The organism is Ramlibacter sp. AN1015 (assembly GCF_037726105.1).
In the GTDB taxonomy this organism is placed as follows: domain Bacteria; phylum Pseudomonadota; class Gammaproteobacteria; order Burkholderiales; family Burkholderiaceae_C; genus Ramlibacter.
Window position 1 is genome coordinate 124565 of sequence record NZ_JBBJUM010000006.1, and the last position, 22175, is coordinate 146739.

21 protein-coding genes are annotated in these 22175 nt (G+C 67.1%); 12 read left to right on the forward strand and 9 right to left on the reverse strand.

Going from position 1 to position 22175, the window contains the following annotated elements:
- Nucleotides 1-34: 34 nt before the first annotated feature.
- The 4 genes from WG922_RS11570 to WG922_RS11585 form a co-directional block, all read right to left on the reverse strand.
- Nucleotides 35-2302: a polysaccharide biosynthesis tyrosine autokinase gene (locus tag WG922_RS11570; RefSeq protein ID WP_340282769.1), complete on the reverse strand. Its 2268-nt coding sequence runs from the start codon at nucleotides 2300-2302 to the stop codon at nucleotides 35-37.
- Nucleotides 2303-2304: 2 nt separating this feature from the next.
- Nucleotides 2305-2736, reverse strand: a complete 432-nt coding sequence (locus tag WG922_RS11575) for a low molecular weight protein-tyrosine-phosphatase (protein ID WP_340282770.1) — start codon at nucleotides 2734-2736, stop codon at nucleotides 2305-2307.
- Nucleotides 2737-2762: 26 nt separating this feature from the next.
- On the reverse strand, nucleotides 2763-3872 hold the full coding sequence (locus WG922_RS11580) for a polysaccharide biosynthesis/export family protein (RefSeq protein ID WP_340282771.1): 1110 nt from the start codon (nucleotides 3870-3872) through the stop codon (nucleotides 2763-2765).
- Between the two features lie 332 nt (nucleotides 3873-4204).
- A complete protein-coding gene (locus WG922_RS11585; protein WP_340282772.1) occupies nucleotides 4205-6559 on the reverse strand; it encodes a YjbH domain-containing protein in 2355 nt (784 codons plus the stop codon).
- Between the two features lie 365 nt (nucleotides 6560-6924).
- Here WG922_RS11585 and WG922_RS11590 point away from each other — a divergent pair, with 365 nt between their 5' ends.
- Together WG922_RS11590 and WG922_RS11595 are read left to right on the forward strand one after the other, a co-directional pair.
- Complete coding sequence (locus WG922_RS11590) at nucleotides 6925-7482, forward strand: hypothetical protein (protein WP_340282773.1); 558 nt, start codon at nucleotides 6925-6927, stop codon at nucleotides 7480-7482.
- Between the two features lie 295 nt (nucleotides 7483-7777).
- Nucleotides 7778-8638, forward strand: coding sequence for a hypothetical protein (locus tag WG922_RS11595; protein WP_340282774.1), 861 nt, complete (start codon nucleotides 7778-7780; stop codon nucleotides 8636-8638).
- Nucleotides 8639-8729: 91 nt separating this feature from the next.
- Here WG922_RS11595 and WG922_RS11600 read toward each other — a convergent pair whose 3' ends face one another.
- On the reverse strand, nucleotides 8730-9206 hold the full coding sequence (locus WG922_RS11600; protein ID WP_340282776.1) for a tetratricopeptide repeat protein: 477 nt from the start codon (nucleotides 9204-9206) through the stop codon (nucleotides 8730-8732).
- Nucleotides 9207-9415: 209 nt separating this feature from the next.
- Here WG922_RS11600 and WG922_RS11605 point away from each other — a divergent pair, with 209 nt between their 5' ends.
- The 4 genes from WG922_RS11605 to WG922_RS11620 all read left to right on the forward strand — a co-directional run bounded on the left by WG922_RS11605 (nucleotide 9416) and on the right by WG922_RS11620 (nucleotide 13119).
- Nucleotides 9416-9916 (forward strand): pilin, encoded by a 501-nt coding sequence (locus WG922_RS11605; protein ID WP_340282777.1) that lies wholly within the window; start codon nucleotides 9416-9418, stop codon nucleotides 9914-9916.
- A 201-nt stretch (nucleotides 9917-10117) separates the two neighbouring features.
- Nucleotides 10118-11827, forward strand: a complete 1710-nt coding sequence (locus WG922_RS11610) for a PglL family O-oligosaccharyltransferase (RefSeq protein WP_340282778.1) — start codon at nucleotides 10118-10120, stop codon at nucleotides 11825-11827.
- 205 nt (nucleotides 11828-12032) lie between these two features.
- On the forward strand, nucleotides 12033-12287 hold the full coding sequence (locus tag WG922_RS11615) for a hypothetical protein (protein ID WP_340282779.1): 255 nt from the start codon (nucleotides 12033-12035) through the stop codon (nucleotides 12285-12287).
- 427 nt (nucleotides 12288-12714) lie between these two features.
- Nucleotides 12715-13119 (forward strand): DUF2182 domain-containing protein, encoded by a 405-nt coding sequence (locus WG922_RS11620; protein ID WP_340282780.1) that lies wholly within the window; start codon nucleotides 12715-12717, stop codon nucleotides 13117-13119.
- Between the two features lie 64 nt (nucleotides 13120-13183).
- On the opposite strand, the gene WG922_RS11625 is transcribed toward WG922_RS11620, so the two are convergent.
- The 3 genes from WG922_RS11625 to WG922_RS11635 all read right to left on the reverse strand — a co-directional run bounded on the left by WG922_RS11625 (nucleotide 13184) and on the right by WG922_RS11635 (nucleotide 15033).
- Nucleotides 13184-13930: a VOC family protein gene (locus WG922_RS11625; RefSeq protein WP_340282781.1), complete on the reverse strand. Its 747-nt coding sequence runs from the start codon at nucleotides 13928-13930 to the stop codon at nucleotides 13184-13186.
- Between the two features lie 252 nt (nucleotides 13931-14182).
- Complete coding sequence (locus WG922_RS11630; RefSeq protein WP_340282942.1) at nucleotides 14183-14671, reverse strand: flagellar biosynthetic protein FliR; 489 nt, start codon at nucleotides 14669-14671, stop codon at nucleotides 14183-14185.
- Nucleotides 14566-15033 (reverse strand): hypothetical protein, encoded by a 468-nt coding sequence (locus WG922_RS11635; RefSeq protein ID WP_340282948.1) that lies wholly within the window; start codon nucleotides 15031-15033, stop codon nucleotides 14566-14568. The genes WG922_RS11630 and WG922_RS11635 overlap by 106 nt, the downstream gene beginning before the upstream one ends.
- Before the next feature lie 131 nt (nucleotides 15034-15164).
- Between WG922_RS11635 and WG922_RS11640 the strand changes: the two genes are divergently transcribed.
- Nucleotides 15165-16412 (forward strand): EAL and HDOD domain-containing protein, encoded by a 1248-nt coding sequence (locus tag WG922_RS11640; protein ID WP_340282783.1) that lies wholly within the window; start codon nucleotides 15165-15167, stop codon nucleotides 16410-16412.
- Nucleotides 16413-16647: 235 nt separating this feature from the next.
- Nucleotides 16648-17454: a glutathione S-transferase family protein gene (locus WG922_RS11645; RefSeq protein ID WP_340282784.1), complete on the forward strand. Its 807-nt coding sequence runs from the start codon at nucleotides 16648-16650 to the stop codon at nucleotides 17452-17454.
- Here the strand turns inward: WG922_RS11645 and WG922_RS11650 are convergent.
- Nucleotides 17451-17864 (reverse strand): YbaN family protein, encoded by a 414-nt coding sequence (locus tag WG922_RS11650; RefSeq protein ID WP_340282785.1) that lies wholly within the window; start codon nucleotides 17862-17864, stop codon nucleotides 17451-17453. The genes WG922_RS11645 and WG922_RS11650 overlap by 4 nt on opposite strands.
- Before the next feature lie 243 nt (nucleotides 17865-18107).
- Between WG922_RS11650 and WG922_RS11655 the strand changes: the two genes are divergently transcribed.
- The 4 genes from WG922_RS11655 (at nucleotide 18108) to WG922_RS11670 (ending at nucleotide 22113) form a co-directional block, all read left to right on the forward strand.
- Nucleotides 18108-18503 (forward strand): SirB2 family protein, encoded by a 396-nt coding sequence (locus tag WG922_RS11655; RefSeq protein WP_340282786.1) that lies wholly within the window; start codon nucleotides 18108-18110, stop codon nucleotides 18501-18503.
- Between the two features lie 296 nt (nucleotides 18504-18799).
- Nucleotides 18800-19354, forward strand: coding sequence for a hemerythrin domain-containing protein (locus WG922_RS11660; protein ID WP_340282787.1), 555 nt, complete (start codon nucleotides 18800-18802; stop codon nucleotides 19352-19354).
- 91 nt (nucleotides 19355-19445) lie between these two features.
- Nucleotides 19446-20645 (forward strand): NnrS family protein, encoded by a 1200-nt coding sequence (locus WG922_RS11665; RefSeq protein ID WP_340282788.1) that lies wholly within the window; start codon nucleotides 19446-19448, stop codon nucleotides 20643-20645.
- A 283-nt stretch (nucleotides 20646-20928) separates the two neighbouring features.
- Nucleotides 20929-22113 carry a glycoside hydrolase 100 family protein gene (locus WG922_RS11670; protein ID WP_340282789.1) on the forward strand — a complete coding sequence of 395 codons (1185 nt, stop codon included), beginning with the start codon at nucleotides 20929-20931 and terminating at the stop codon, nucleotides 22111-22113.
- Nucleotides 22114-22175 lie beyond the last annotated feature (62 nt).

Below are 22175 nucleotides of genomic sequence, written 5' to 3' on the forward strand. Positions count from 1 at the left end.
GCTTCGAAGATCAGCAGAACTCTCCCTGGGTCAATCAAAACTTCTCGTTAGGAAGCTGATAAGCGTACTGGCGGTACCGATACCCACCGTACTTGGAGCCGTAGCTGCCGTAATGACGATTACTTAGGTCCATTGCGTTCAAAAGGACGCCATCGGTATTTCGACCGGCATGGCGCAAACGTCGAGTTGTTTCGTGGAGTTCGCCCATCTGAGTGGCGCCAGCGCGGGCCACGAGCAGCAAGGTTCCGACTAGCGCAGAAATCGTTAATGTATCTGCCGCAACCAATATCGGCGCTGAGTCGATGATCAGCATATCGTAATCAGCTGAGAGCGCTTCCAAGTGGTTCGCAAACGCACCGCTCATAACCAGTTCCGCAGGGTTAGGCGGAAGTTGTCCCGTTGGGATGAAGTCCATCCCCGGCAGCACACTGCGACGGACCGCTTGCTCCACGGTGATCGAGCCAGCAACCATTTCGCTCAGTCCATGGCTGCGCTCTATGCCAAAGTATTGGTTCAAGTGCCCCTTGCGCAGGTCCGCATCGATCAACAGCACTCGCTTGCCAGCACTTGCGACGACTGCAGCGAGGTTGGCAGATACGAAGCTCTTGCCCACGCCCGGCGTCGCACCAGTGATCAGCAATCGGTTGTTCGGTGCCTCCAGCATCGCGAACTGGAGGGAGGTGCGAAGGCTGCGCAAGCTCTCCACCGCCGGATCCTGCGGCGCAGTGTGCGCCAGCAAATGTAGTCCGGGCTGCTTCTCCTCGGCTTCCTTCGCCAGCGAGCGCTCCAGCTCGCTCATCGGGATGGTGCTGTACACGCTCACGCCCGTCTGCGCCTCGATCTCCTGCGGGTTCACAACGCCGCGTCGGAGCGATGCCCGTGCGATGGCGCAGGCCACTCCGCCGAGCAGGCCGAGCAGCAGCGCCAAGCCCAGGGTGATGCCCTTGCGCGGTTGCACCGGCGTTCTGGGGCTAGCCGCTTGGTCGATGACACGCACGTTTCCAATCTTTCCCTCGCGCACCAACTGCAGTTGCAAGGCTTGACGGCGCAGTTGCTCGTACAGCGCGTTGTTTACCTTCACGTCCCGCTCCAGCCGCACGGTGTCCTGTTGCACGGCAGGCAGGCGTTTCACCTGCGCGTTCAGGCTGGCAATCTCCCGGTCCCAGGCGGCGAGCTGCGTGTCCAGGGTCTGGATGCTCGGGTGTTCAGAGGTGAATCGTTGCAGCAGCTCCCGGCGCTTTTGTTGCGCCTCCATCTGCTTAGCCTGCAAGTCCACGCTCCGCGTGAGGATCAGCTTAGCCTCTTCATCCAGGGCGACGGTGCCCTTTTGGTTGCGAAAGCGGTTGTACGCTTCTTCGCTCTGAGTCAGCTGCTGCTTGAATTGCGGCATTTGCGAATCGAGAAAGGCTAGTGTTTGCTTGGCCTCAGCTGCCGTGCGTTCCACGTTTTGGCGCACATACTGCTCGCCGATCTCGTTCAGGATGCGCGTGAGGCGGCCGCGGTCTGTGTCTTGCAGGGTGGCGTCGATCACACCGCTCTGGCGGCCTTTCTCGGCAAGCTTCAGTTGCTTTTGCAGGTTCTCAATAATCGCCAGGCGCGAATGGCGCGTCAGCTCAAACTCGGCGCCAGGCAGGCCCTGCAAGCCAGTGACCATCAGATTTATGGACCCACCGTCCACCGAGCGCGCCAATGCCTGGCCTACTTTTCCCGTCAGAGGCTCACCCAGCTGGGGGTGGCGCAGGCTGTAATCGCCGCCGGGGCCGGTTACACGCAGCGTGAAGGGCGTGCCTTCCAGGTCCGCCGGGACGTCGAACAGTGAGACGCTGATGCTCTCCTTGCCATACACGTAGCCGCGCTTCGGCTTGCTCAGGCCTTCCGCACTGCGCGCGAGCCAGTCGCCTACCACCGGGAGCAAGCGGGGCTGCGCTTCGATGTACAACGCCGTTTCGTCCACCGCCCCGCCAATTACCATGCGGGACCGGATAATTTCGACCTCCGCGCTGGCGGCGGTCTTCACTTCAAACAGGCTGGCGGCCTCACCTAGCAGGCTGGCAGCACCGCCCTTTGAGTCTTCCACTTGAATGAGCAGGTTGCTCTGGTAAACCGGCGGGGCCAAATAGGCATAGGCGCTGCCCACGGCAAGTGCTACCGCTGTGGTGGCGGCAATTAGCCAGCGGTTGTCGATGATGATGTCCCAGTACTCGGCTAGGTTGATCTCATCGTCATCGTCCTTCAGCGGTGCGGCCATGGATGGCGGCACCGAGGTGGCGAGTGTTTTCTGCAGCGGGTGGGGGGCGTTCATGCTCACAATCTAACGATGCGCCGCAGCCACCCGGTGGTGCCTGCGTCAATCAGCGCCAGTGCCTCTCGGAAAGCTAGTTCACTCTGGCGAAAAGGGTCGGGAATGTCTTGTTTCAGGGGCTCGGCCAGACGGAACACGCGGCCGCGCACCTGGGGGTAGAGCGCCTCGACGCGCTGGCGCTGGTCGGTGTCCATCACCAGCACCAGGTCGGACTGCAGGCACAGAGCGCGCGTGATCTGCTGCGCACGGTGGGCGCTAATGTCAAGGCCGCGTGCCGCCATGAGCTGCATGGCCGTGCTGTCCGCCGGATATCCGACCAGCGCACCCAGCCCGGCCGACTGCACGTGCGCCACAGGAAGCGCCTGCGCCAGCAGGGCCTGCCCCATGGGGCTTCGGCAAATATTGCCTTCGCACACGACCAGGATGGACTTCATACCGGACATTGCGTGCACTGCCGGGCTCAGTTCCCGAGCGCATTGCGTCCCGCGCCCACTGCCAAGGCAGACGGCACGATCAGCGACACGATGCGGTTCCAGTTCACCAGCGGCACGGCGTCGATGTAGACCACGTCGCGCGGCTTGAGCGGAAAGGTCTCCGCCAGCGCCAGGGCCACGGGCGCGCCGGCGTTCAGGTGGTAGATGGCGGGCGTGCCCTGCGGCGTGTTGCGGATCACGTAGATCTGCCGGGTGTTGGCGGTGGCCAGGTTCGGGCCGCCGGCTTCGCCCAGGGCTTCGTTCAGGCTCAGGCGGCCGTCGCGCATGGGCAGTGCCGAGGGGAGCAGGATCTCGCCCATCACGAACACCTTGCTCTCGTCGCGGTTGCGAACGGTGACCAGGTCGCCCGGCTGCAGCAGGATCTGGTTGGGGTTGACGCCCAGGTCTTGCAGGTGGGTGAGGTCGATGCGCGTGGTCTCGTTGCCGCGGGTGAGGATGACGGCCGATCGGTCGCCCTCGGCGGTGATGCCGCCCGCGCGGTTGATGGCCTCGGGCAGCGTCATGGGCACGTCGGTGAAGATCTGCGTTCCCGGCGTGCGCACGGCGCCATCGACATAGGCGCGCCGGCTGCGAAAGCTGCTGATGCGCACCACCACCTGCGGGTCCTTGATGAAGCGCGAGAGCCGCTGGCGCAGCAGCTCGGAGGCCTCTATTTCCGTGAGGCCCGCCACCTGCACGCGGCCCACAAGCGGGAAAGACACCTGGCCGTCGGCGCCCACGATGAAGCCGGGCGCGCTGCTGATGCCGGTGGGGTCGGCCTGCTGGCTGATCACTGTGCCGGCGTTGGGCAGCAGCTCGGGGTGGTCATACACCACGATGCTGATGATGTCGCTGGTGCCGATTGTGTAGGGATGGGCCGTGCCGAAGAGGCGCGTGACCTCGGGCGACACGGTCTGCCTGCGCGCGGCCGCCTGGGCCTGCACGAGCTGCGGCGTGATGGGGGTGACCATGCCCTGGGGCGGGTTGGCGGGGTCGGCCGGCACATACTGGCCCAGCGTGACGCTGGTGCGCAGGGTGGGGTCTGCGTAGTCGAACCCCGGGGCGGTGACGACGGCGCAGCCTTGCAGCAGCAGCATTAATAGTATGGTTGCCACCAGGCCTGCGATGCTGCCCGCTGTCTTATTCGGCGCTCGGGTGGGCTGTGTCTCGATCGCTCTCATTTGCATAACTTGTTGGAAACCGCGCATTCTCCACTAAGGCGCCGTCCTACTTGCGAACCGGAACGGATGGTTGCGCTTGACCGCAGCAAACGTGCGACGCAGTTTCGGCACCGTGTGGAACATTTCCGAACTCTCGCAGAAGCTTGTAGCGGGAAAGTTCCAGATAACGTGGCGCCTGACGTCTGGCACCCGCGCGTCGTAGCTGGCCCCGCCTGGCGCCTCGTTCGTGCAGAGGCCCACGCCGGGATTCAGGGCAAGGTGTATGGCTTGTCGGAAGAAGCACCGGTGCCAGGACGCTCAGACGTTGCGCGCGCCGCATCGCGAATACGGCGCGCGCTGTCTTCGAAATGCACCAGCGCCGAGCGGTCGCTGTTGAAGGTGGCATCGAGACTAGGCGCGGGCGGCAGCACGCCGTAGCCAAAAACAGTCGGGTTCGCGCCGCCGCGCACCACCGTTTCCAGGCCGGTGGAAAAGCGCGACGTGCCGCCGACGCGCAGGTGCGGCAGCGCGGACCAGTCGCGCCGCGGTCCGAGGGGCAGGCTGATCTCGACGCCCGCGAACTGCCGCGTGGGCTCTCCGGAGAATTGCGAGCGCCGATAAAACACATGCACGTTCACGTCGGTGAACCACTGGCGCAAGCCCAGTTGCACGCCACGGTCGTTGAAGAAGAACTGGCCGGCGGTGGCTTCCAGATAGGTGCGGGTGGGCGCGACGTGATAGCGATAGCTGGCGAGCAGCGGGCGCGCGTTGCGCGGCCCGGGCTGCTCGATGCTGCCGGGGTCGTCGTGCCGGAAGGCGCCTGCCTGGGCCGACACGCGGTGCACGCCGTCGCCCGGCTCCCAGCGCAGTGCGGCCAATGCGCCGTCGTACCAGCCGCCGATGCGGCCCACGGTGAGCTGGCCTGTCACCGCAGCCAGGCCCCAGCGGCGTATCGCAAGCTCGTCACCGGGCGCGACCCAGCGCTCGAGGGGCAGGCGCACGGTCTGCGTGAAGGTGAGACGCTCGGTGAGGTTGCGCACCCTGCGCGGGGCGAACACGCCGGCGTCTTCGTAGTTGCGCGAGTTGGCCACCGGCACCAGCTGCCGTAGCTCCACGCTGCCCCCGGGCCACACGGGCAACTGCAGGCCGAGCGCGGCCCCGAGCGACGCATCGAAGGCGCCGACTTCGGTGCCCACCTGCGTGCGCAGCACGGGGCTGAGCGACACGTTGAGCGTGCGGGTGCTGGGCTGCGTGTTCTGCACGACCCAGGTGGCGCCGGCATGCAGCGCCGCCAGCGGCCCGGCGCTGCCCGGCGTAGAGAGTTCGCCGCCCGGACAGGTGGACGCGTCGCTGGCCACCCACTCGCGCAGGCAATCGGCCTGGCCGGTGACCGCGACCAGGGGAATCTGGCGCTCGCTCAGCACCAGCCGATAGGCCTGGCGCGTGTCGCCGAGCTCGCGCGCGATGGCGCCCAGCGCGGCGCCCAGGGCATCGACGCTGTTCCAGCGGTAGCTGCCGTTGTCCGCACGGATGGCGAGGGACCCATCGGCCATGCGACCGATCCAGATGTCTTGCAGACCTTGCCGGGCCAGGGCGTCGGCCAGGGACTCGAGCCGCGCTTGCGTGGCGGGCTCGGCAGGCTGTGGGGGAGGGCCGGACGGCGCAGGGCGCGCCACGGCGCCGCCGCCCGCCCGGGGCACGGAGTGCGTCGGAGCCGCTGCGCTTTCGCCCGGAAGGACGACGCCTGCGTCTGGCGCTGTCTGCGTGGGAGGTGCCACGGTGGGGCCTGCAGCGCTGCCGGCAGCGGGCGCAGCGATAGCCGGGAGTGCCGGCTCGCGCGCCTCGTAGGCGGGCAGAGGCCGTTGCTCGCCTTGCAGCACAGGCAGCGGCGCCAGTGCGCGGCCAGGGCGCGCGGGCAGCGAGGGCACCTTGTAGAGAGGGATCGACAGCGAAGCCGACAGCCACTGTCGCTCAGTCAAGGCGCTGTCGGTCAGGCGGCGCTGCGCCCCGGCGGACAGCCGCCATCCTTCGGGCAGCCACCCATCGGGGGCGAACACGCGCAGGCCCGCCCAGGCATTGCCGTCGGCATATTCGAGATGGCCGCGTACCCAGGGCAGCGGCTGCCACGCCGCAGCCGCGAAGACGCCGCTCAGGGGGGAGCGCGAGCCGGCCACGCCCGCACCGCTGCGTTGCGCGAACCCGGCGCTGGCCTGGAAAGGCCCCTCGTCATACGTGAGCACTCCGTACAAGGTGCGGAAGAACGTCGCTTCGCCACCTACGTCCGTGAAGCCGCCGCCAATGCGGAAACGACCGGCCGCATCCAGGCCGATGGCTGCCTTCGCAGAAGCGGAGAGGTCCCGCGCACCGCAGTCGGCCGCGAAGCAGTTGGTGTGCAGCGTGTTGGCTGCCAGCCGGCCTGCAATCTCCAGATTGGGCAACAGCCCGAAACCGAGCACGAAATTGTGGCCGCCTGGGTTGCGCACCACGCCGGGCACCTGGTTGTCGTACTGCAAGGCTGCGCGTCCCCAACCGAGCAGGTGGGCATTGGGCGTAATCCCCAGACCCGTGAAGCCGGCCTGGGTGAGAGTCTGGCCCACCACCTCCCGGCTGTGAGCGTGGGGCATGGCAAACGGTTGGAGAGCCGCCGCCAAGAAACTGGCAACAACGACAGGCGGGTGCGCGCGCATCTAGACAGGGAGGCGAAAAAGGATCCAGCCATTATCCGGGCTGCTGAGCAGCGGCTGACGCCCCTGCGCTTCAGCAAGGCAAGTCAAGGCAAGGCAAGAAAGTCGAGGGCTACATACCCGGTTTGCAGCACATGTGGGTCCATGACAGCAGCCGCGCCGCGCCAGTGGTCCCAAGCTGGGCCACCCGGCACGCCTGTGTGCACATAGCAACAGCCTGGCCCCTGCGGCTCGTAGCTTTGCGTTACTGACGGTAGAGTTGCGATGGCATTCTCCAAACGTTCCAAATTCAAGAAGGCTGATTCGTGAAGTTCCAACTCCCTCTCATTGGCGGACTGCTTGCACTGGCCCTGGCGGGCTGTGGCGGCGGCGGAGGCGGCAGCAGCGCTGTCGTCGGCAATGACATCAAAACCAACGCCAACGAGACCACCACTGCCGCGTTTGCCAATGAGACCTTCGGCTTCGCCTCCGGAGTTGCCGCGTTCGGCACGAGCGGCACCGCCACCGAGCTGACCTTCACCAGCGGCAGTTCGTTCGCCGTCAGCGCCGGCGGCAAGAGCGCCGCCGGCACCACGCGCTACGGCTCGTGCATCTTCACCATTGCCACCAGCACGTTCGAACCTGCGCATCCGCTGGGTCAGGTGGGCGCCTCCATTCGCGTCGATCCCTGCGAGATCGAGATCAAAGCCGGCGGGATGGCTGCCAACGGCGTGCCTGCATCGCGCAACGCGCGCCTGGTGCTTGCCAACCTCGCTTCGCGTGACATCACGGCCGCTATCCGCGTGACCGAGAGCGGCCAGCTTTATGTTGGCAACGCGCTGTTCGGCGAAGCCCCGATCGTCACCGGCAGCGGTTCGTTCTGAACCAGGCGAAGTAGGGAGCTTCCGCGCCGCGGTGGCGCGCGTTGCGGCCGCTGGCGTGGTACTTCAGCAAACATCCACACACGATTGCTCGCGCCCGCTGTAACGCCAAAGCAGATCGTGAGGGGACGATGCGTGAAACAGATCACGTAACGACCAGCCCATCCAATACTTTTTCACACGTAAGTCACCCCCGATGTGTGACATGTAACCTCCGCAGCGCGCACCCTGAACACAGGCCCTCGAGGCTTGTGGATCCAGGGAGGTGGCTATGCGGTTCAGGATGTGCGGAGCGCTATTGCTGTCGGCGCTCACGGTGGTTGGCTGCGGCGGTGGCGGCGACGGACCGCCGCATTCCTTGGCAGATGGGGAGCTCGCGGCTTCCGCGGCTCCATCCACCCAAGCGCCCGATGCCGTGCAAACGCGCTCGCGCCCGGCCGGGGCGTGGTTGGGCATGGTGGGTGAGAGGGTGACCTTCGGCTTCGTGCTGAGCGACGGCAGCTACCACCTGCTGTACTCGCCGCCTGGCGACGCCCAGGCGCTGGCCGGCTTCATGCATGGACGCGCAAGCCTTGCTGCCGGCGGCTTCCGCTCCCCAGACGGGCGGGATTTTGCGTTCAGCGGGGCACCTCGCAGCGTGGAAATCTACGCCGCGATCGAGCCCGGGCAAAGCCTGATCGGCTCCGTCAGCGCTTCTGACATCGCGCCAGATCACGCCGCGACATCTCCAACCGTGGGAGATGCCTCCGCCGGAGATGCCGCCCCCCCGGCGATCGGCGCAAGTGCTGGTGCCGAGGGCGATCTGCTTCTTCGGTTCGTCGCCTACTCGGAAGCGCCGCCCACATTGCCCTCCGTGGCGGGCCGCTACGCAGCGCAGTCGTCGCTCGGTGCATCGGGCACGCTGACCATCGACGCCCATGGGGCGCTGCTCAGTGAGGGAGATCCGAACGTGTGCCGCCTCTCCGGCCAGCTCACGGCTCGCGCGGACGACCACGCGCTCGACGTGACGCTTGCCTTCGAAGGGCCGCAGTGCAGCCATCCGGGCCAGAGCTTCACCGGTGCCGCGTTCTTCCATCCGGCGTCTCAATCAAGGCTGTATTTCACCGTCACCAATCCCGTTAGGGACATTGGCGTCGTGTTCGTGAGCGACCGCACCTAGGCACAGGCATGGAACGTCGTCGCACGCTTCCATGAGTTCTGAATTCTGAGTGGCAGTCGATGCGCTTCGCCGCCCCAAGTGCAAAGATGAATCACCGGAGCAGGCGGCTCTTGATCCCCGACATCTGCTCGCTCGCGATCGTATGCCCCGCGGCAGCGGCCTTGGCTAGGAACGAAAGCGCTAGATCATCGCTCTGAGGCACCCCTTTGCCCGTGACGTGGCAGTGCGCAAGCCAGTGCAAGGCGTCTGGAAGTCCGTGCTCCGCAGCTTCCCTGAACCAAAATACTGCGGAGTCGTGCAGGCCAGCCTGGAGACAGAGAGTACCGACCTCACATTGCGCCGCCGCGTCGCCACTATCGGCGGCGACCACCAAGTCCCACTCTTGCCCGTCCAGCGGCAGCGTCGAATTCCGCCGTACCCAGTCGCTATCGATCAGCGTTCGCCCCCGGGCGTCTGACCGTTGCAGCACCTCATCTTGAAGGCGGCGCCAGAGCGTGCGCCTGCTCTTTCCCGTCACGGCGATAGCGGTCTCAAAGCTCAAGAAGCCCATCCGCAAAGTGTGCCACATGCGTGTGATCCCAACCAGCCTCCCAGTTGGCACAGCAAGAGCAGTGCCGGGATGGAGTGGCACGGGGTAGAAGCGCCACTGACTCAGTAATTGCTGAGCCATCATGTCTCCTTGAACCCTGTTGCGTGAAGTAACACACAGGAAACAAGCTGGCACACAGGTTGCAACTACTGGGTTGCTCCCCAAACGCTAACCAACTGGAGGTTTCTATGAAGCGTCAACTGCAAAAGGGTTTCACCCTTATCGAACTGATGATCGTTGTGGCGATCATCGGCATCCTGGCCGCCGTGGCCCTGCCTGCCTACTCGGACTACACGAAAAAGGCAAAAATGTCTGAGGTTGTGCTCGCTTTGAGTACGTGTCGGACGACGGTGACCGAGAAATTCCAAAGCGCTGTGGGCGCAAGCTCGCTCACGGCAGGCGCCTGGGGCTGCGAATCCTCGACTGGCTCGGGCAAGTACATCACGAGGATTTCCACCGACGCAGCCGGTGGCATCGAGCTGACACTGAACGGCGCAATCGACAGCACTCTGCTTGACCAGAAAGTTCAGCTAATCCCGACCGACACGAACGGTGTGAAGTTGACGTCTGCTGCAATCGGAGGAACCGTGCACGCTTGGAGCTGCGGTTCTAACAGTGCCGCTGTGCGCAAATACCTGCCAGGCTCGTGCAGTGCGACCACCACGGCCCTCACGTCGCCCTCTCCGTAACTGACATTCCTTACTTCGTGTCCGGCCCGGCCGGATAGTTGACCAACGCGACTGCGCCGTAATGGCGCAGTTGCGTTTTGAGGGGGTACTCTGAACAGCCGGCGAGTTCCATCGCTCTCTTCACCTTGGGACCTTGCCTTGATCTATATCGGCATTTGGCAGTGTTGAGTCCGTTTAGAGGACTCGATGGAGAGTTCAAGCATGTCATCAGTCTTGGCCATGGGCCGTTCTGCACGTTACCCAGGTTCTCTGCTGTTCATCGGCGGCTTGTTGTGCGCCCCGCTTGCCTTCTTGGTTCCGGACCACATTCCCCCCTGGTTGGCATTTCGTGCGGAGGCACTCGCATTCGCGGGCCTCGCGATCGCGCTACTCGGGATGCACCTGTCAGGACGAGGGCGCGACGGCCCGCATCCGCTTACGCTGCTGATCGCTGCATTTTCTGTTTTTCCATGGCTGCAATGGGGTGCGGGCATTCACCCGTACGCTGGCGACGCACTGCTTTCCTGGTTCTATTTGGCGGGGGCGGCGATGGCAGTTCACTTGGGAACGACGATCGCATCCGAACCCAATCGGAACACTTTACTGAACACGGCCATGGCATTCTTGGCCGTCGGTGCAGTGGCTTCGTCCGCCATAGGAGTAGTGCAGTGGTTCGGGATTTTTGAGTCAGGATGGATCGTCGATGCGAGCGCGGGCAGCCGGGCCAGCGGGAATCTCGCTCAGCCCAATCACTTGGCAACGGTCTGCCTCGCAGGGGTCGTCGCCATCGTATGGCTGCACCATCGTGGCTTACTTGGCCGCCTCGCCTTCCTCTCAAGCCTGGGTATAGTCACTGCAGGCGTGGCTTTATCGCAGTCGCGCACCGGTTTGCTAAGCGCGTATTGTTTAGTGGGCCTCTCGTTTTTCCTTAGGCCCCGCGTAATCACTGCACTCAACGTCGGCGGCGTTCTTGCATGGTTGCTCGCACTGTCGCTGGCATGGATTGCCGCTCCAAGGTTGGCGGGGTTGCTACAGCTCGGTCAGGCGCGCGAACTCTTTGCGGTTGCCAGCGACGGGCGTTGGGAAATTTGGCGCAAGATCATAGATGGAATTCTGCAGCGGCCTCTCCTTGGCTACGGCTGGAATCAAACCACTGTATCTCACATGGCTGGTGCCGGCGCAGGCGGGCCAGGCGGAATCACCACTACACATGCGCACAACATCGCACTAGATCTAGCAGCATGGGTCGGCATTCCAATGGCGAGTCTTCTGCTGATTGCGTGCATTTATTGGATCTGGACGCGAGTTCGCGCTCTGCGCGAGCCTGAAGCAGCGTTTGCGTTTCTCACGCTTGTTCCTTTTGCGGTCCACTCGTTCTTGGAGTTTCCGTTTGCGTATGCGTACTTCTTAATCCCGGCGGCCATCGCCGTCGGAGTTGTTGAGGCGCATTATGTGCGGACGACGCTGCCGATCCCAAGGACCCCTTTTATAGCACTGTATGTGCTGTGGGTAGGGTTAGGGGCTGGAATTGCATTCGAGTACCAAGTCATTGAGTCTGAATACAGGGAGGTGCGCTTCGCTGCGGCAAGAATCGGGCGACCATCGACCGTTGATGGGCACAAGGCGCTCGTGTTGAATACGCATATGCGCAGCATGATAGATGCAGCCAAAACCAGGATCCGGCCTGACATGCCGGAGGATGAGTTGGCCAACCTTGAGCGTGCATGTAACCGCTTTCCTTATTCGTCATTAACGATGCGATGCGCAATTGCTTTCGCATTGAATGATCGACCTGCTCTTGCTGCGGCCACGATGGAGCGATACCGGCACATCTTCGGGGCGGCGGCGTACGAAGCTGCAAGTCATGTGTACGCGCATCAACTGCAGGTAACGGGAATTGACCCTCATTCGGGAAAGAAGGTGCGTCCTTAACCTCTTCAACTTCGCCTGCAATGTGGCGCGAAACCGGCAAAGACCCTCCCGCTTGATCTTCAGCCAGTCCTCGCCGCGCCCGGTTAGTAGACGCAGGACCAGCCCTTGGCTACCACACCCTCAATCGTCAGGTCGGCGCCGCAGCCGCTGCTGGAAACCTGGCCACGCTGCTTCGGGCGAGCTCAGTAGACTGTCGGGCTTGAACATGAGCAGATCTATCACTCTTTCTTTGTTCGTCTTGTTCCTGGCCGGCTGCAACCCCATCAGTCCCCTGGGTGGCTATGAATACAAGGCGTGCCAGCTGGAACTCGACAAGCTGCCGCGTAGATCCGAACTTGCCGGTGGCGATCGGCTGGTCTTCATCAACCGGTGCATGGCGGAAAAGGGGTTGCGCCCATCCGGGAAGTGCCTAGCCGCGGGCGCACAGGGCAAGCGCCATTGCGAATACGTTCAATCGTAGCTGCAATACGGCAGACGGCTCTTGCCGATGCCGTCGGCGTGTTGCTCGGACGGGCGCATTCCGGCTAATGGTCGCCGCCGCGCAGACGCGCAAGCGGTTCGACAGACGCTGAGTAAGCGGCCGCGCAGCGCACGTCGATCCCCGGCGAACAGCGCGCGATGGCTGTCCATCGAAGGGAGAGGACAGCGGATGCGGATATGCACGTGTCGCACAAGCCGGCGCCTGCAATCCTCTCCCTACGAGTTTGGGGCAATCCGACCCATGCCCTTCAGAGGGTTTCCGCAGCGTCCCCAATCGGGCCGGTCCTCGCTCGCGGGGATCCGTAAAGGCGGTTCGCGGTTCAGTTAATTGCGTGTTGCGCTGAGCTTGACTCGGTCGATGCCGGGTCCATAGTCGTTCCAACGGTTGCACCGGTACTGCCCTCCTGGTGGCCGCGCAACGGGGTCATCGAAAGGAGCAAGCTGATGGAACAACGAGCCAGCGACTCGCGGGGGTGGTGTTCATTGCGGCAGGCGTCTATCAATGGACGCCGCTCAAGCAGTCGTGCCTGCGTCGGTGTCGCTCGCCCCTGGAGTTCGTGTTGACGCGCTGGCGGGAAGGGCGCATGGGCGCTTTCCGGATGGGGCTCGAGCACGGTGGGTATTGCCTCGGGTGCTGCTGGGTGATCATGTTGCTGCTGTTCGTCGGCGGGGTCATGAACCTGCTGTGGATCACCGGACTGACGCTCCTCGTCCTGATCGAGAAGCTGGCCCCGGCAGGACACTGGTCCAGCAAGGCCGCAGGTGCCCTGCTCGTGGCATGGGGGGCGGCAACGCTCGTCGGTGCCGGATAGTGCGCAGGCGTTGGGCCCTACGCAGCAGGCGAGACCCACGTCGAGCAACGAGCAGGGCTGCGGGCTACGCTTCGAACGCCACCCTGTGCGCCAGCTGCGGTGGCACTTGCACGCCTGAGCGCGCTTGTGCGAACGCCAGCGTGATCCCGCAGGGACCTTCGTCGCGTGCGCCGGCGCTGCGAGGCAGCAAGCGAATGCGCGTGCCGGGCAACTGCACGAGATCGGGCGCCGCGATGGCTTCGTCGCCCAGGAAGGCGCGGTAGCGCGCGAGGGTACGCGCCGGGTCGTTGCAGGCGACGCGAATTTCCGCGACACCGAGCGCGCCGTTGGCGTGCTGGCGCAGGTCACCCTCGGGCACCCGCAGGTGTCGGGGCGTCACGTCGGCGCAATAGAACGGCAGGTCGTGACTCGCCTGGCGCACGATCTGCCACGCGACCTCGACTCCGTCCTGACGCAATCGCCCGCCGGGCTGCGGATCGCCAATGCCGGCGAGGCCGCGTGCCCGCGCCTCGCGCACCCGGGCGGCCACATCGGTTGGCAGCAGGGCGTAATCGACCAGCCCCTCGCCGTGACGTGCAAGGACCTGGTGCCAGCGGTCCTCGGTGGGCTGGTCGAAGGCGATCAGTTCGAGGTAGCTGCCGTCCTGGAACAGCACCAAGGCGTTGCGGGTGTGTCGCCCCGGATGAACACCGCCGGGGGCGACGGTGAAACCGGCCGCGCGGTAGTCGGCCGTGGCACGGGCAAGGTCGGACACCGTGATGACCACATGGTCCAGCGGCGGCAGTGCGGCGGAGGCGGTGGTGGCGCTCACTCGTGAAGCTTCAGGATGTTGATGTGGGGAACGAAGGCCGACCGCTGCCCGTACTCTCGTCGTATACCGAACCACGGCCAATTCCCGATGGTGCCTTCACCTGGAGCCCGTCATCAGTGGGCTTTTTGTTCTAGTTCACTCACGGGTACGAGCCAGTATACCGAGGCGATTTCGAGCCCCTGGGCAGCAGCCCATGCGCGAACGCGCTGCTCACCGGCCCGCCCGAGCCGACCAACGCGCCTCCGTGCGCCTTCAGCGCACGGCGCCGATGAAGCGTTCGAGGCCCTCGTGCATCACGCCGGGCAGGTGGTCGATTCCCAGCAGCAGCACCAGCATGCCGGCCAGCAGCGTGATCGGGAAGCCCACCGCGAAGATCGACATCTGCGGCGCCATGCGCGAGGCGAAGCCCAGGACGACGTTCACGAACAGCATCAGCATCGTGGCCGGAAGCGCCAGCGTGAGCGCGAGCCGGAACACGTCGGCGCCGAGCTGCTCCAGCCGCAGGCGCGACAGCGCGGCCAGCAGGTCGGCCGCGATCGGCAGCGACTCGAAGGTGGCCACCAGCGCTTCGATCAGCAGGAGGTGCGCGTTGATCGATACGAACAGCAGCATGGCCAGCACGTTCAGCCAGCTGCTCACCGCCGACTGGCTGCCGCCCTGGGGGTTGAAGAACCCGGCGAAGGACAGGCCCATCTGCAGCCCGATGATCTCGCCGGCGGTCTCGAAGACCGCGGCGGCCAGGCGTGCGGCAGCGCCGCGCGAAAGCCGGCCAGCGCCTGCGGCTGCGAGGCCAGTCGTTCTTCCACCGTGTCCAGTCCGGAAAACGTCGCGAAGAAGGGATCGATCCCGAGCAGCACCAGGGCCGCCGTCACCGTCTCGACCGTCCGGCTCAGCCGGGCGCTGAAGCGCTGCTGCGCCTCCGTGAGCACCCGAACGGCCATCAGCGGATCCTGCAGCACCAGCTGGGCCAGCGCGTTGGCATCGAGCCGGTCGGAGCGCGGCCGCAGTGCCGCAAGCGCCTCGCGGGTGGCGCCGAGCACCGGGAGCGGGCGGGCGCACAGCCGGGCGGCCCAGGCGGAGACCATCGGATGCGGATGCGACATACCGGCCTTATCGGCGCGGCGGCGCCAGGCTGAAGGGTGGGTGTGCCGCCGCCCGCATGCTGCGAGGGCCGGGAAAGCCCTCTGTTGTGCGCTCGCACGGTCGCGCTAGGTTCCAGAAACTGAAGCAATCGATGCCGAGTACCGACACCGTCCCCGTCCCTGTGCCGCAACGGCCGGACCGCGCAGCCGCGCAAGCAGCCGTCGGCGGCCTGGCCCTGCAGGCGCTTCTCGACGCCCAGGGGGCGCTGCTCGGCTGGATGGTGCGGCTGCAGGACGGCAGCATCGGCGAGCCGCTGATGGCGGCTGCGCAGGCCGTGCACGACGCCACCGGCGCCGCGTCGCTGGTGTGGGTTGCGGCATCGCTCGACGCGCTCATGGACGACCGGCTCGATCAGTTCGACCCCCGGCGCACCGTGCTGCAGTTCGAGTTTCCGGCCGAGCGCGACCCCGACACGCTGGCGCAATGCGCGTCGGTGCTGGCAGCCTGCCGGCGCCTGGGCTTTCGCGTGGCGCTTGCGCAGGAGGCGCTGCCCGTGCTTGTGGAGCCCGCCTTGCGCGGGCAGATCGACCTGCAGGTGCTACATCTGCCGCACGCCAGCGTTGCGGGTGCGGCGGGGGTGGACCCGGCGCTGCGACCCGGGTTGCCGCTGCTGGTGACCGGCATCGACACCGAGGTGCAGCGCGCCCTCGCGCAGCGGGTCGGCGCGCTCTGGTTCTGCGGCGGCTGGTACACCCGGCCGCCGGTGCCGCCACGCGCCACGATGCGGCCCTGTCACGCCGTGCTGCTGGAACTGGTGGCCCTGGTCCGGCGCGAAGCCGAACTGGCCGAGATCGAGGCGGTTCTGCGGCGTGACCCCCTGCTGTCGCTGCGTTTCCTGCGGCTGATCAACCACTGTGGCAACGGGCTGCAGACCGAGGTCACCTCCTTCGGTCACGCCGTGATGCTGCTGGGGCTGCGCAAGCTGCTGCGCTGGTGCTGCCTGCTGATCGCCACCGATGCGGGGGAGGTGGCGCCGGCCGTGGGCACGACGGCCGTGCTGCGCGGCCGCGTCATGGAACTGCTGGCCGAGGACCTGCTGGGGCCGCAGCACTGCGACAGCGCCTTCATCGCCGGCATGTTCTCGCTGCTCGACGTCATGACCGGGCTGCCGATCGCCCGGGCGCTGGGCGACCTGCCGCTGCCGCAGGACGTGCTCGATGTCCTTCGCGCGGGACGCGGGCCGCTGCAGCCGCTGCTGAGCCTCGCGATCTCCTGCGAACGTGACGAGCCTGAGGGCTTCGCCCGCGCCTGCGAGGCGCTGGCGCTGTCCGCAGCGCAGGTGAGTGCTGTGCACCTGCGCGCCCTGGCCTGGACCGAGGAACTGCTGGAGCGGCGCTGATGCGATCACGGCGACCCCGGCGCGGTACCTGCGCCGCACGTGCCTGAAGGCCTGCGAAGCCACCGTGTCCGGAGCCGAAGGCGCCGTACGATGAGAGCACGCACGACACGCACGACACGCACGACACGCAACACGGCCACCATGCGCAAGCGCAGGTGGCGAATCAGCGAGTCAGCTCGAACCCGGCGCACACGTTCTACGCACCGCACTGACACCTTCTGCCGCAGGAGCCCCCATGTCCCAAGCCGCCTCTTTCGTGGTCCACCACATCCCGGTGTGCCCGTTTTCCCAGCGCGTCGAGATCCTGCTCGCCCTCAAGGGCAATGACGCGCAGGAGCGGGTGCGCTTCGAGGTGGTGGACATCACCCGCCCGCGCGATGCGGCGCTGCTGGCCAAGACGCGCGGCACCACGGCGCTGCCGGTGCTCGAGCTGCCGGACGGCCGCGTCCTCAAGGAAAGCCTGGTGCTCATGCGCTACCTCGACGAGGTGCTGCCCGGGCCGGCGGTCGCTGCGGCCGATCCGTATCGCCGCGCGGTGGAGGGCATGCTCTCGCGCCTGGAGGGCGACTTCGTGCAGGCTGGATACGTCTTCGTCATGAACCAGGACCCGGACCGCCGCGGCGCCCTGCGCGAGCGCATGCTGGAGCAGTTCGCGCGCCTCGACGCCTTCCTGGTCGAGCACGCACCGGCGGGCACCTTCCTGTTCGACGACTTCGGCTGGAGCGAAGCCGTGTTCACCCCGATGTTCATGCGCTTCTGGTTCCTGGAGTACTACGAGGACTTCGATCTGCCGCCCGAGCCGCGTTTCGAACGCGTGCGCCGGTGGCGCACGTCCTGCCTCGCGCATCCTGCGGCGCAGCAGGTCACGCGCGAAGAGATCGTCAAGAGCTATTACGACTACGCGCTCGGCGCGGGCAACGGCGCGCTGCCGGCCGGGCGGGCGCGCTCGTCCTTTGCCTTCGAGCCGCACTGGCGCACGCGGCCATGGCCGCCGCGTGACAAGTACGGCCCGCCGCCAGGCGACGCCGCACTCGGGCTCTAGGTGCTGGCCGACTCGTCCGGCCGGGTGGCGCCCCGCGTGTCCTGCGGCTCGGGCCGCCGCCACAGCCAGATGCCCACCGCGACGAACACGGCGTAGACGCCGCCACGCAGCCAGGGCTGCACCGGCAGGAACCACAGCAGGGTCGCACTGGCCGCCATCGTCGCCAGCGCCATCCGCTTGGCCGCGCGCGACACGGCGCCATGGGCGCGCCAGTTGCGGATCGGCGGCCCGAAGCGCGGGTGCGCGAGCAGCCATGCCTCCAGCCGTGGCCAGCCCCGCCCTGCGGCCCAGGCGGCCACCAGCACGAAGGGCACCGTCGGCACCACCGGCAGGAACACGCCGACGAGCCCGACGGCCAGCGAAACGACAGCCAGCAGGCGCCACAGCAGTTGGCGGGGGGTGCGCGGCACGAACGTGGGAGTAGGCGTGAAGGTCAATGCGGGGCCGCCTGGTCCGGCGGGCGTGGGGACATTCTGCCGCGAGCGTCGGCCGCAGCGTGGCGCAAGGCAAGGCGGGGCGAGGCGGGGCGAGGCGGGGCGGGGCGAGGCGGGGCGAGGCGGGGCGGGGCGTCGGCAGCGGCCCTGCTGCGCTACGCGTGCGGCCGCAGCGCCCGCCGCATACTCGCAGCGCTGGCAACAAGCAAAGGACCTGCAGTGGACTACTTCCTCATCAAGACCGTGCACCAGACGGCGGTGGCGATTTCCTTCGCAGGCTTCTTCGCGCGCGGCCTCGGCGGCCTGCAGGGCGCCGGATGGGTGCGCGATCGCCCCGCCAGGACGCTGCCGCACCTGGTCGATTCCGTGCTGCTGCTGTCGGCGCTGTGGCTCGCCTGGAGCCTGCGGCTGTCGCCGCTCGACGCACCCTGGCTGCTGGCCAAGATCGTCGGCTTGCTGGCGTACATCGCACTCGGGGCACTGGCCCTGCGCCCGGGCCGGCCCCGGCGCCTGCGGGCGGCGGCCTGGGCTGCGGCGCTGCTTGCCTTCGGCTGGATCGTCTCGGTAGCGCTGACCAAACATCCGGCTGGCGTCCTGTCCGTGCTCACCCGCTGAGACGGACCGGGGAAGAGCCGGATCGGGCTGCCTGCCGGGATCGGCTCGTTTCGACCAGGGGCGTCGCATCGGGCCCCTCCGCCCGGGCCGCTCGACACGCGCGGCGCGGCTTGCTGCAGTTCGATGCGGCGCGGGTGCGGTGCGGTGCGGTGCGGTGTGCCGCACGAAACGCACGCACGCACGCATGCACGCATGCAACGCATGCAACGCTTGATGCAGCGCAAGCCGCCCACGGCATGGCGTGCCTACAGTCTCTCCAACAGGCACGCCACAGTGCGCACAGGAGAAGAGTCGCCATGCAACGCAAACCAGGCCCCACATCGACCGGCGTCGATCTCGAGCACCCGCTGGTCACCTTCGCGGCCGATCACACGCTGTTCACCGGGCAGCTCGAGGCCTTGTCCTGGCTGCCCCAGCTGGCCCGCTCCGCAGCGCGTGCGCGCCGCGTCGCAGAAGAGTCCCTTGCGCTGTTCGCGACCGAGGTCGAGCGCCACCACCGTGAAGAGGAGAAGCAGCTCTTCACGGCCGTGCTGCGCAGTGCCCGGCCGGGCGCCGAGATGGCGCAGATGCGCGCCTGGGTCGAGCGCCTCACCGCCGAGCACGCGAGCATCGAGGCGCAGTGGCAGCAGCTGCGGCCGCAGCTGCGCAAGCTGGCCGCCGGCAAGGACGCCGAGCTCGATGCCGAGGCACTCGAGGCGCTGATCGAGGCCTACTTCGCCCACGCACGCTGGGAGGAAGAAGTCTTCCTGCCCCGCGCGGACGAGATCCTGCGGCGCGACGGCAACCACATGGCGGCGCTGGCGCTGTCGCTGCACATGAGCCGGGTGCCCCTGCCCGTGCCGCGCATCTGAGCGGCACCCGGCGCTCGCACCCCGCGCGCGTCGCATGGTCTCCAATGCATCGATGGCGCGCTCTCCGACACCCCACCAACACGCCGACCGCATGAGGTCCGCCCCCGCACCGCAACGCGCCGCGGCAGCATCGTCCGCACCAGGCTCCGGCTTCGCTCTCTGGCGCCTGGGTTTTCGGCCGTTCTATCTGCTGGCCAGCCTGTTCGCGGCGCTGTCGGTGGCGCTGTGGGCCGCGCAGTTCACCGGGCTGCTCGCAGCGGCCGTGCTGCCCAGCCCCGCCTGGCATGCCCACGAAATGCTGTTCGGTTTCACGCTGGCGGTGGTGGTGGGCTTCCTGCTCACCGCCGTGCGCAACTGGACCGAGCAGCCCACGGCGAGCGGCGCCTGGCTCGCGGGTCTGGCCGGGCTGTGGCTGGCCGCGCGGGTGCTGGTGCTCACGCCGTATGCCGGCGCCGCCGCGGTCGCCAACGTCGCCTTCCCGCTGGCGGCGGCCCTGGCCATCGCCATCCCGCTGGTCGCCGCAGGCAACCGCCGCAACTACTTCTTCGTGCTGCTGCTGGTCGGCATGGCGGCGGCGGCACTGGCCTTCCACCTGGCGCAGGCAGGCGTGTGGGCGCTGCCGCCGCAGTTCGGGCTGCAGCTGGCCCTGGACATCGTGTTGTTCGTACTGGCGGTCATGGCCGGCCGCGTGGTTCCGATGTTCACCAACAACGGTGTGCCCGGCGCCGGCGCTCAGCGGCATCCGCTGGTCGAGCGCTGCGCCCTGGGCAGCCTGCTGGCGCTGCTCGGCGCCCAGGTGCTGGCGGCGCCGCCCTCGGTGCTGGCGGCACTCGCCGTGTTCGCGGCGGGTGCCCACCTTGCGCGCTGGCTGCTGTGGCATCCCTGGCGCACACGCGCCGTGCCGCTGGTGTGGGTGCTGCACCTGGCGTATGCCTGGATTCCGGTGCACCTGCTGCTGCGCGCTGCGGGACTGCTGGGCATGGTTGCGCCCTCGGCCGCCGTTCACGCCCTGGCCGTGGGCGCCCTCGGAGGCCTCACCATCGGCATGATGTCCCGCACCGCGCGCGGACACACCGGGCGGCCGCTGCGCGCCGATGGCGCAGACGTCGCCTGCTATCTGCTGGTCTTCGCCGCTGCGCTGGCGCGGGTGGGCGTGCCGCTGGTGGCGCCGCAGCTCACCCTGGCGGCGGCCGGCGTGGCGGCGGTGCTGTGGTCCGGCGCTTTTGCGCTGTACGTGCTGCGCTACGCGCCTTCCCTCACGCGTCCTCGCGCAGACGGTCGCCCCGGCTGAACGGCAGGGCGGCGTCCGGGCGCCTGTCGCAGCCCGGGCACGCCCCGTAACTTTGCGCTATCGCATCGAGGCGGCCGCAGCGCAAGGGCCGGCATGAAATAAGTCGCAGATGCCCGGCGCCGAATGTCGCAATTACGGATGAGCACTAGGTCTGCCGGGTCCGAAATGGTGCAGACTTGCCGGTGATGCTCAACAGTAGGTGCCACTGCCGCCCCGCAACCGTGCGGGCTGCCCGCAAAGCGGGCGCACGGGCACCCCGTTTCGTCTGCCGTGGAGGCACCCCATGAACGCCGTACTTGCCCCAGCCCGCGCCACCAGCCACCTGGCCGCCCGGCAAGCCGCAATTGCGCTGCTGCGCCGCAACCTCACCCCGCAAGGCATCCTCGCGGCCAGCCGGACCCAGGAGGCCGAGGCGCGCCGCTACACCCGCATCTTCGGGCGCGATGCCGCCATCTGCATCATGGCCATGGCCGGCAGCGGCGATCCGCTGCTGGAGCAGGGCGCCATCGCCAGCCTCGATGCGCTGGCCGCCAAGCAGGCGCACAACGGACAGATCGCCAAGTACGTAGACCCCGAAGGCAGCGGCGCCGACTTCTGGTATGTGGGCTGCATCGACGCGACGCTGTGGTGGCTGATCGCCGTCGATCACGTGCGCGGCGTCGGCGCCGTGGACGCCGCCCGCTGGGAGCCCCAGGTCGCCAAGGCCATCGGCTGGCTGTACGCGCAGGAGCATCCGCACTTCCGGCTGTTGCAGCAGAACGAGGCGAGCGACTGGGCGGACATCATGCCGCGCTCGGGCTTCGTGCTCTACACGAACGCCCTGTGGGTCGAGGTGAAGCAGCGCTTCGATCTGGACGGCACAGCCGAGACGCGACAGCACTTCAACGACCTGTTCGATCCCTTCAGTCCGCAGCTTCCCAGCTATTCCCGGGCGCGCCTGATGCGCCACTACGCACGACGCGGCCAGAGCAGCGACGGCCTGCTGCTGAGCTTCGTCAATCTGTCGGTGTGCGGCCTGGAGGGCGACGTTTTCGGAAACATCCTGGCGGTGCTCAGCGGCGCGGTGGACGCACCCACCGGGCGGCGCATCCTCGAGGCGATCCGCAGCGCCAGCGCGAGCGACCCCTACCCCGTGCGGGTGGTGCTGCGCCCGCTGGAAAAGGACCACAAGCTCTGGCGCGCCTACATGGGCCGCCACAAGCAGAACCTGCCGCACCAGTACCACAACGGCGGCATCTGGCCCTTCGTCGGCGGCTTCTGGGTGGTGGCGCTGGCGCGGCTGGGGCTGGCCGAGCAGGCGCGCGAGGAGCTTGCGCGCCTTATCGCCATGAACGACGAGGACGGATGGCGTTTCACCGAGTGGTTCCACGGCAAGTCGCTCGCGCGCGGCGGCATGCCCGGCCAGAGCTGGAATGCCGCGGCGCTGCTGCTGGCACTGGACGCCGTGGCGCGGCTGGACGGACGCTGAGCGCCGCGCAACTGGCCCTGCAACCGCCGGGGCGCGGCGCGATGCCCGAAAATCGGGCATTC

Bases quoted from the DNA above. Each gene is read 5' to 3' on its own strand.
- WG922_RS11570 (WP_340282769.1), bottom strand. From the start codon at position 2,302: ATGAACGCCCCCCACCCGCTGCAGAAAACACTCGCCACCTCGGTGCCG.
- WG922_RS11640 (WP_340282783.1), top strand. From the start codon at position 15,165: ATGCCGAGTACCGACACCGTCCCCGTCCCTGTGCCGCAACGGCCGGAC.
- WG922_RS11660 (WP_340282787.1), top strand. From the start codon at position 18,800: ATGCAACGCAAACCAGGCCCCACATCGACCGGCGTCGATCTCGAGCAC.
- WG922_RS11670 (WP_340282789.1), top strand. From the start codon at position 20,929: ATGAACGCCGTACTTGCCCCAGCCCGCGCCACCAGCCACCTGGCCGCC.
- WG922_RS11585 (WP_340282772.1), bottom strand. From the start codon at position 6,559: ATGCCCCACGCTCACAGCCGGGAGGTGGTGGGCCAGACTCTCACCCAG.
- WG922_RS11605 (WP_340282777.1), top strand. From the start codon at position 9,416: ATGAAGCGTCAACTGCAAAAGGGTTTCACCCTTATCGAACTGATGATC.
- WG922_RS11635 (WP_340282948.1), bottom strand. From the start codon at position 15,033: ATGTCGCATCCGCATCCGATGGTCTCCGCCTGGGCCGCCCGGCTGTGC.
- WG922_RS11575 (WP_340282770.1), bottom strand. From the start codon at position 2,736: ATGAAGTCCATCCTGGTCGTGTGCGAAGGCAATATTTGCCGAAGCCCC.
- WG922_RS11645 (WP_340282784.1), top strand. From the start codon at position 16,648: ATGTCCCAAGCCGCCTCTTTCGTGGTCCACCACATCCCGGTGTGCCCG.
- WG922_RS11580 (WP_340282771.1), bottom strand. From the start codon at position 3,872: ATGCTGCTGCTGCAAGGCTGCGCCGTCGTCACCGCCCCGGGGTTCGAC.
- WG922_RS11665 (WP_340282788.1), top strand. From the start codon at position 19,446: ATGAGGTCCGCCCCCGCACCGCAACGCGCCGCGGCAGCATCGTCCGCA.
- WG922_RS11615 (WP_340282779.1), top strand. From the start codon at position 12,033: ATGAGCAGATCTATCACTCTTTCTTTGTTCGTCTTGTTCCTGGCCGGC.
- WG922_RS11600 (WP_340282776.1), bottom strand. From the start codon at position 9,206: ATGTGGCACACTTTGCGGATGGGCTTCTTGAGCTTTGAGACCGCTATC.
- WG922_RS11610 (WP_340282778.1), top strand. From the start codon at position 10,118: ATGTCATCAGTCTTGGCCATGGGCCGTTCTGCACGTTACCCAGGTTCT.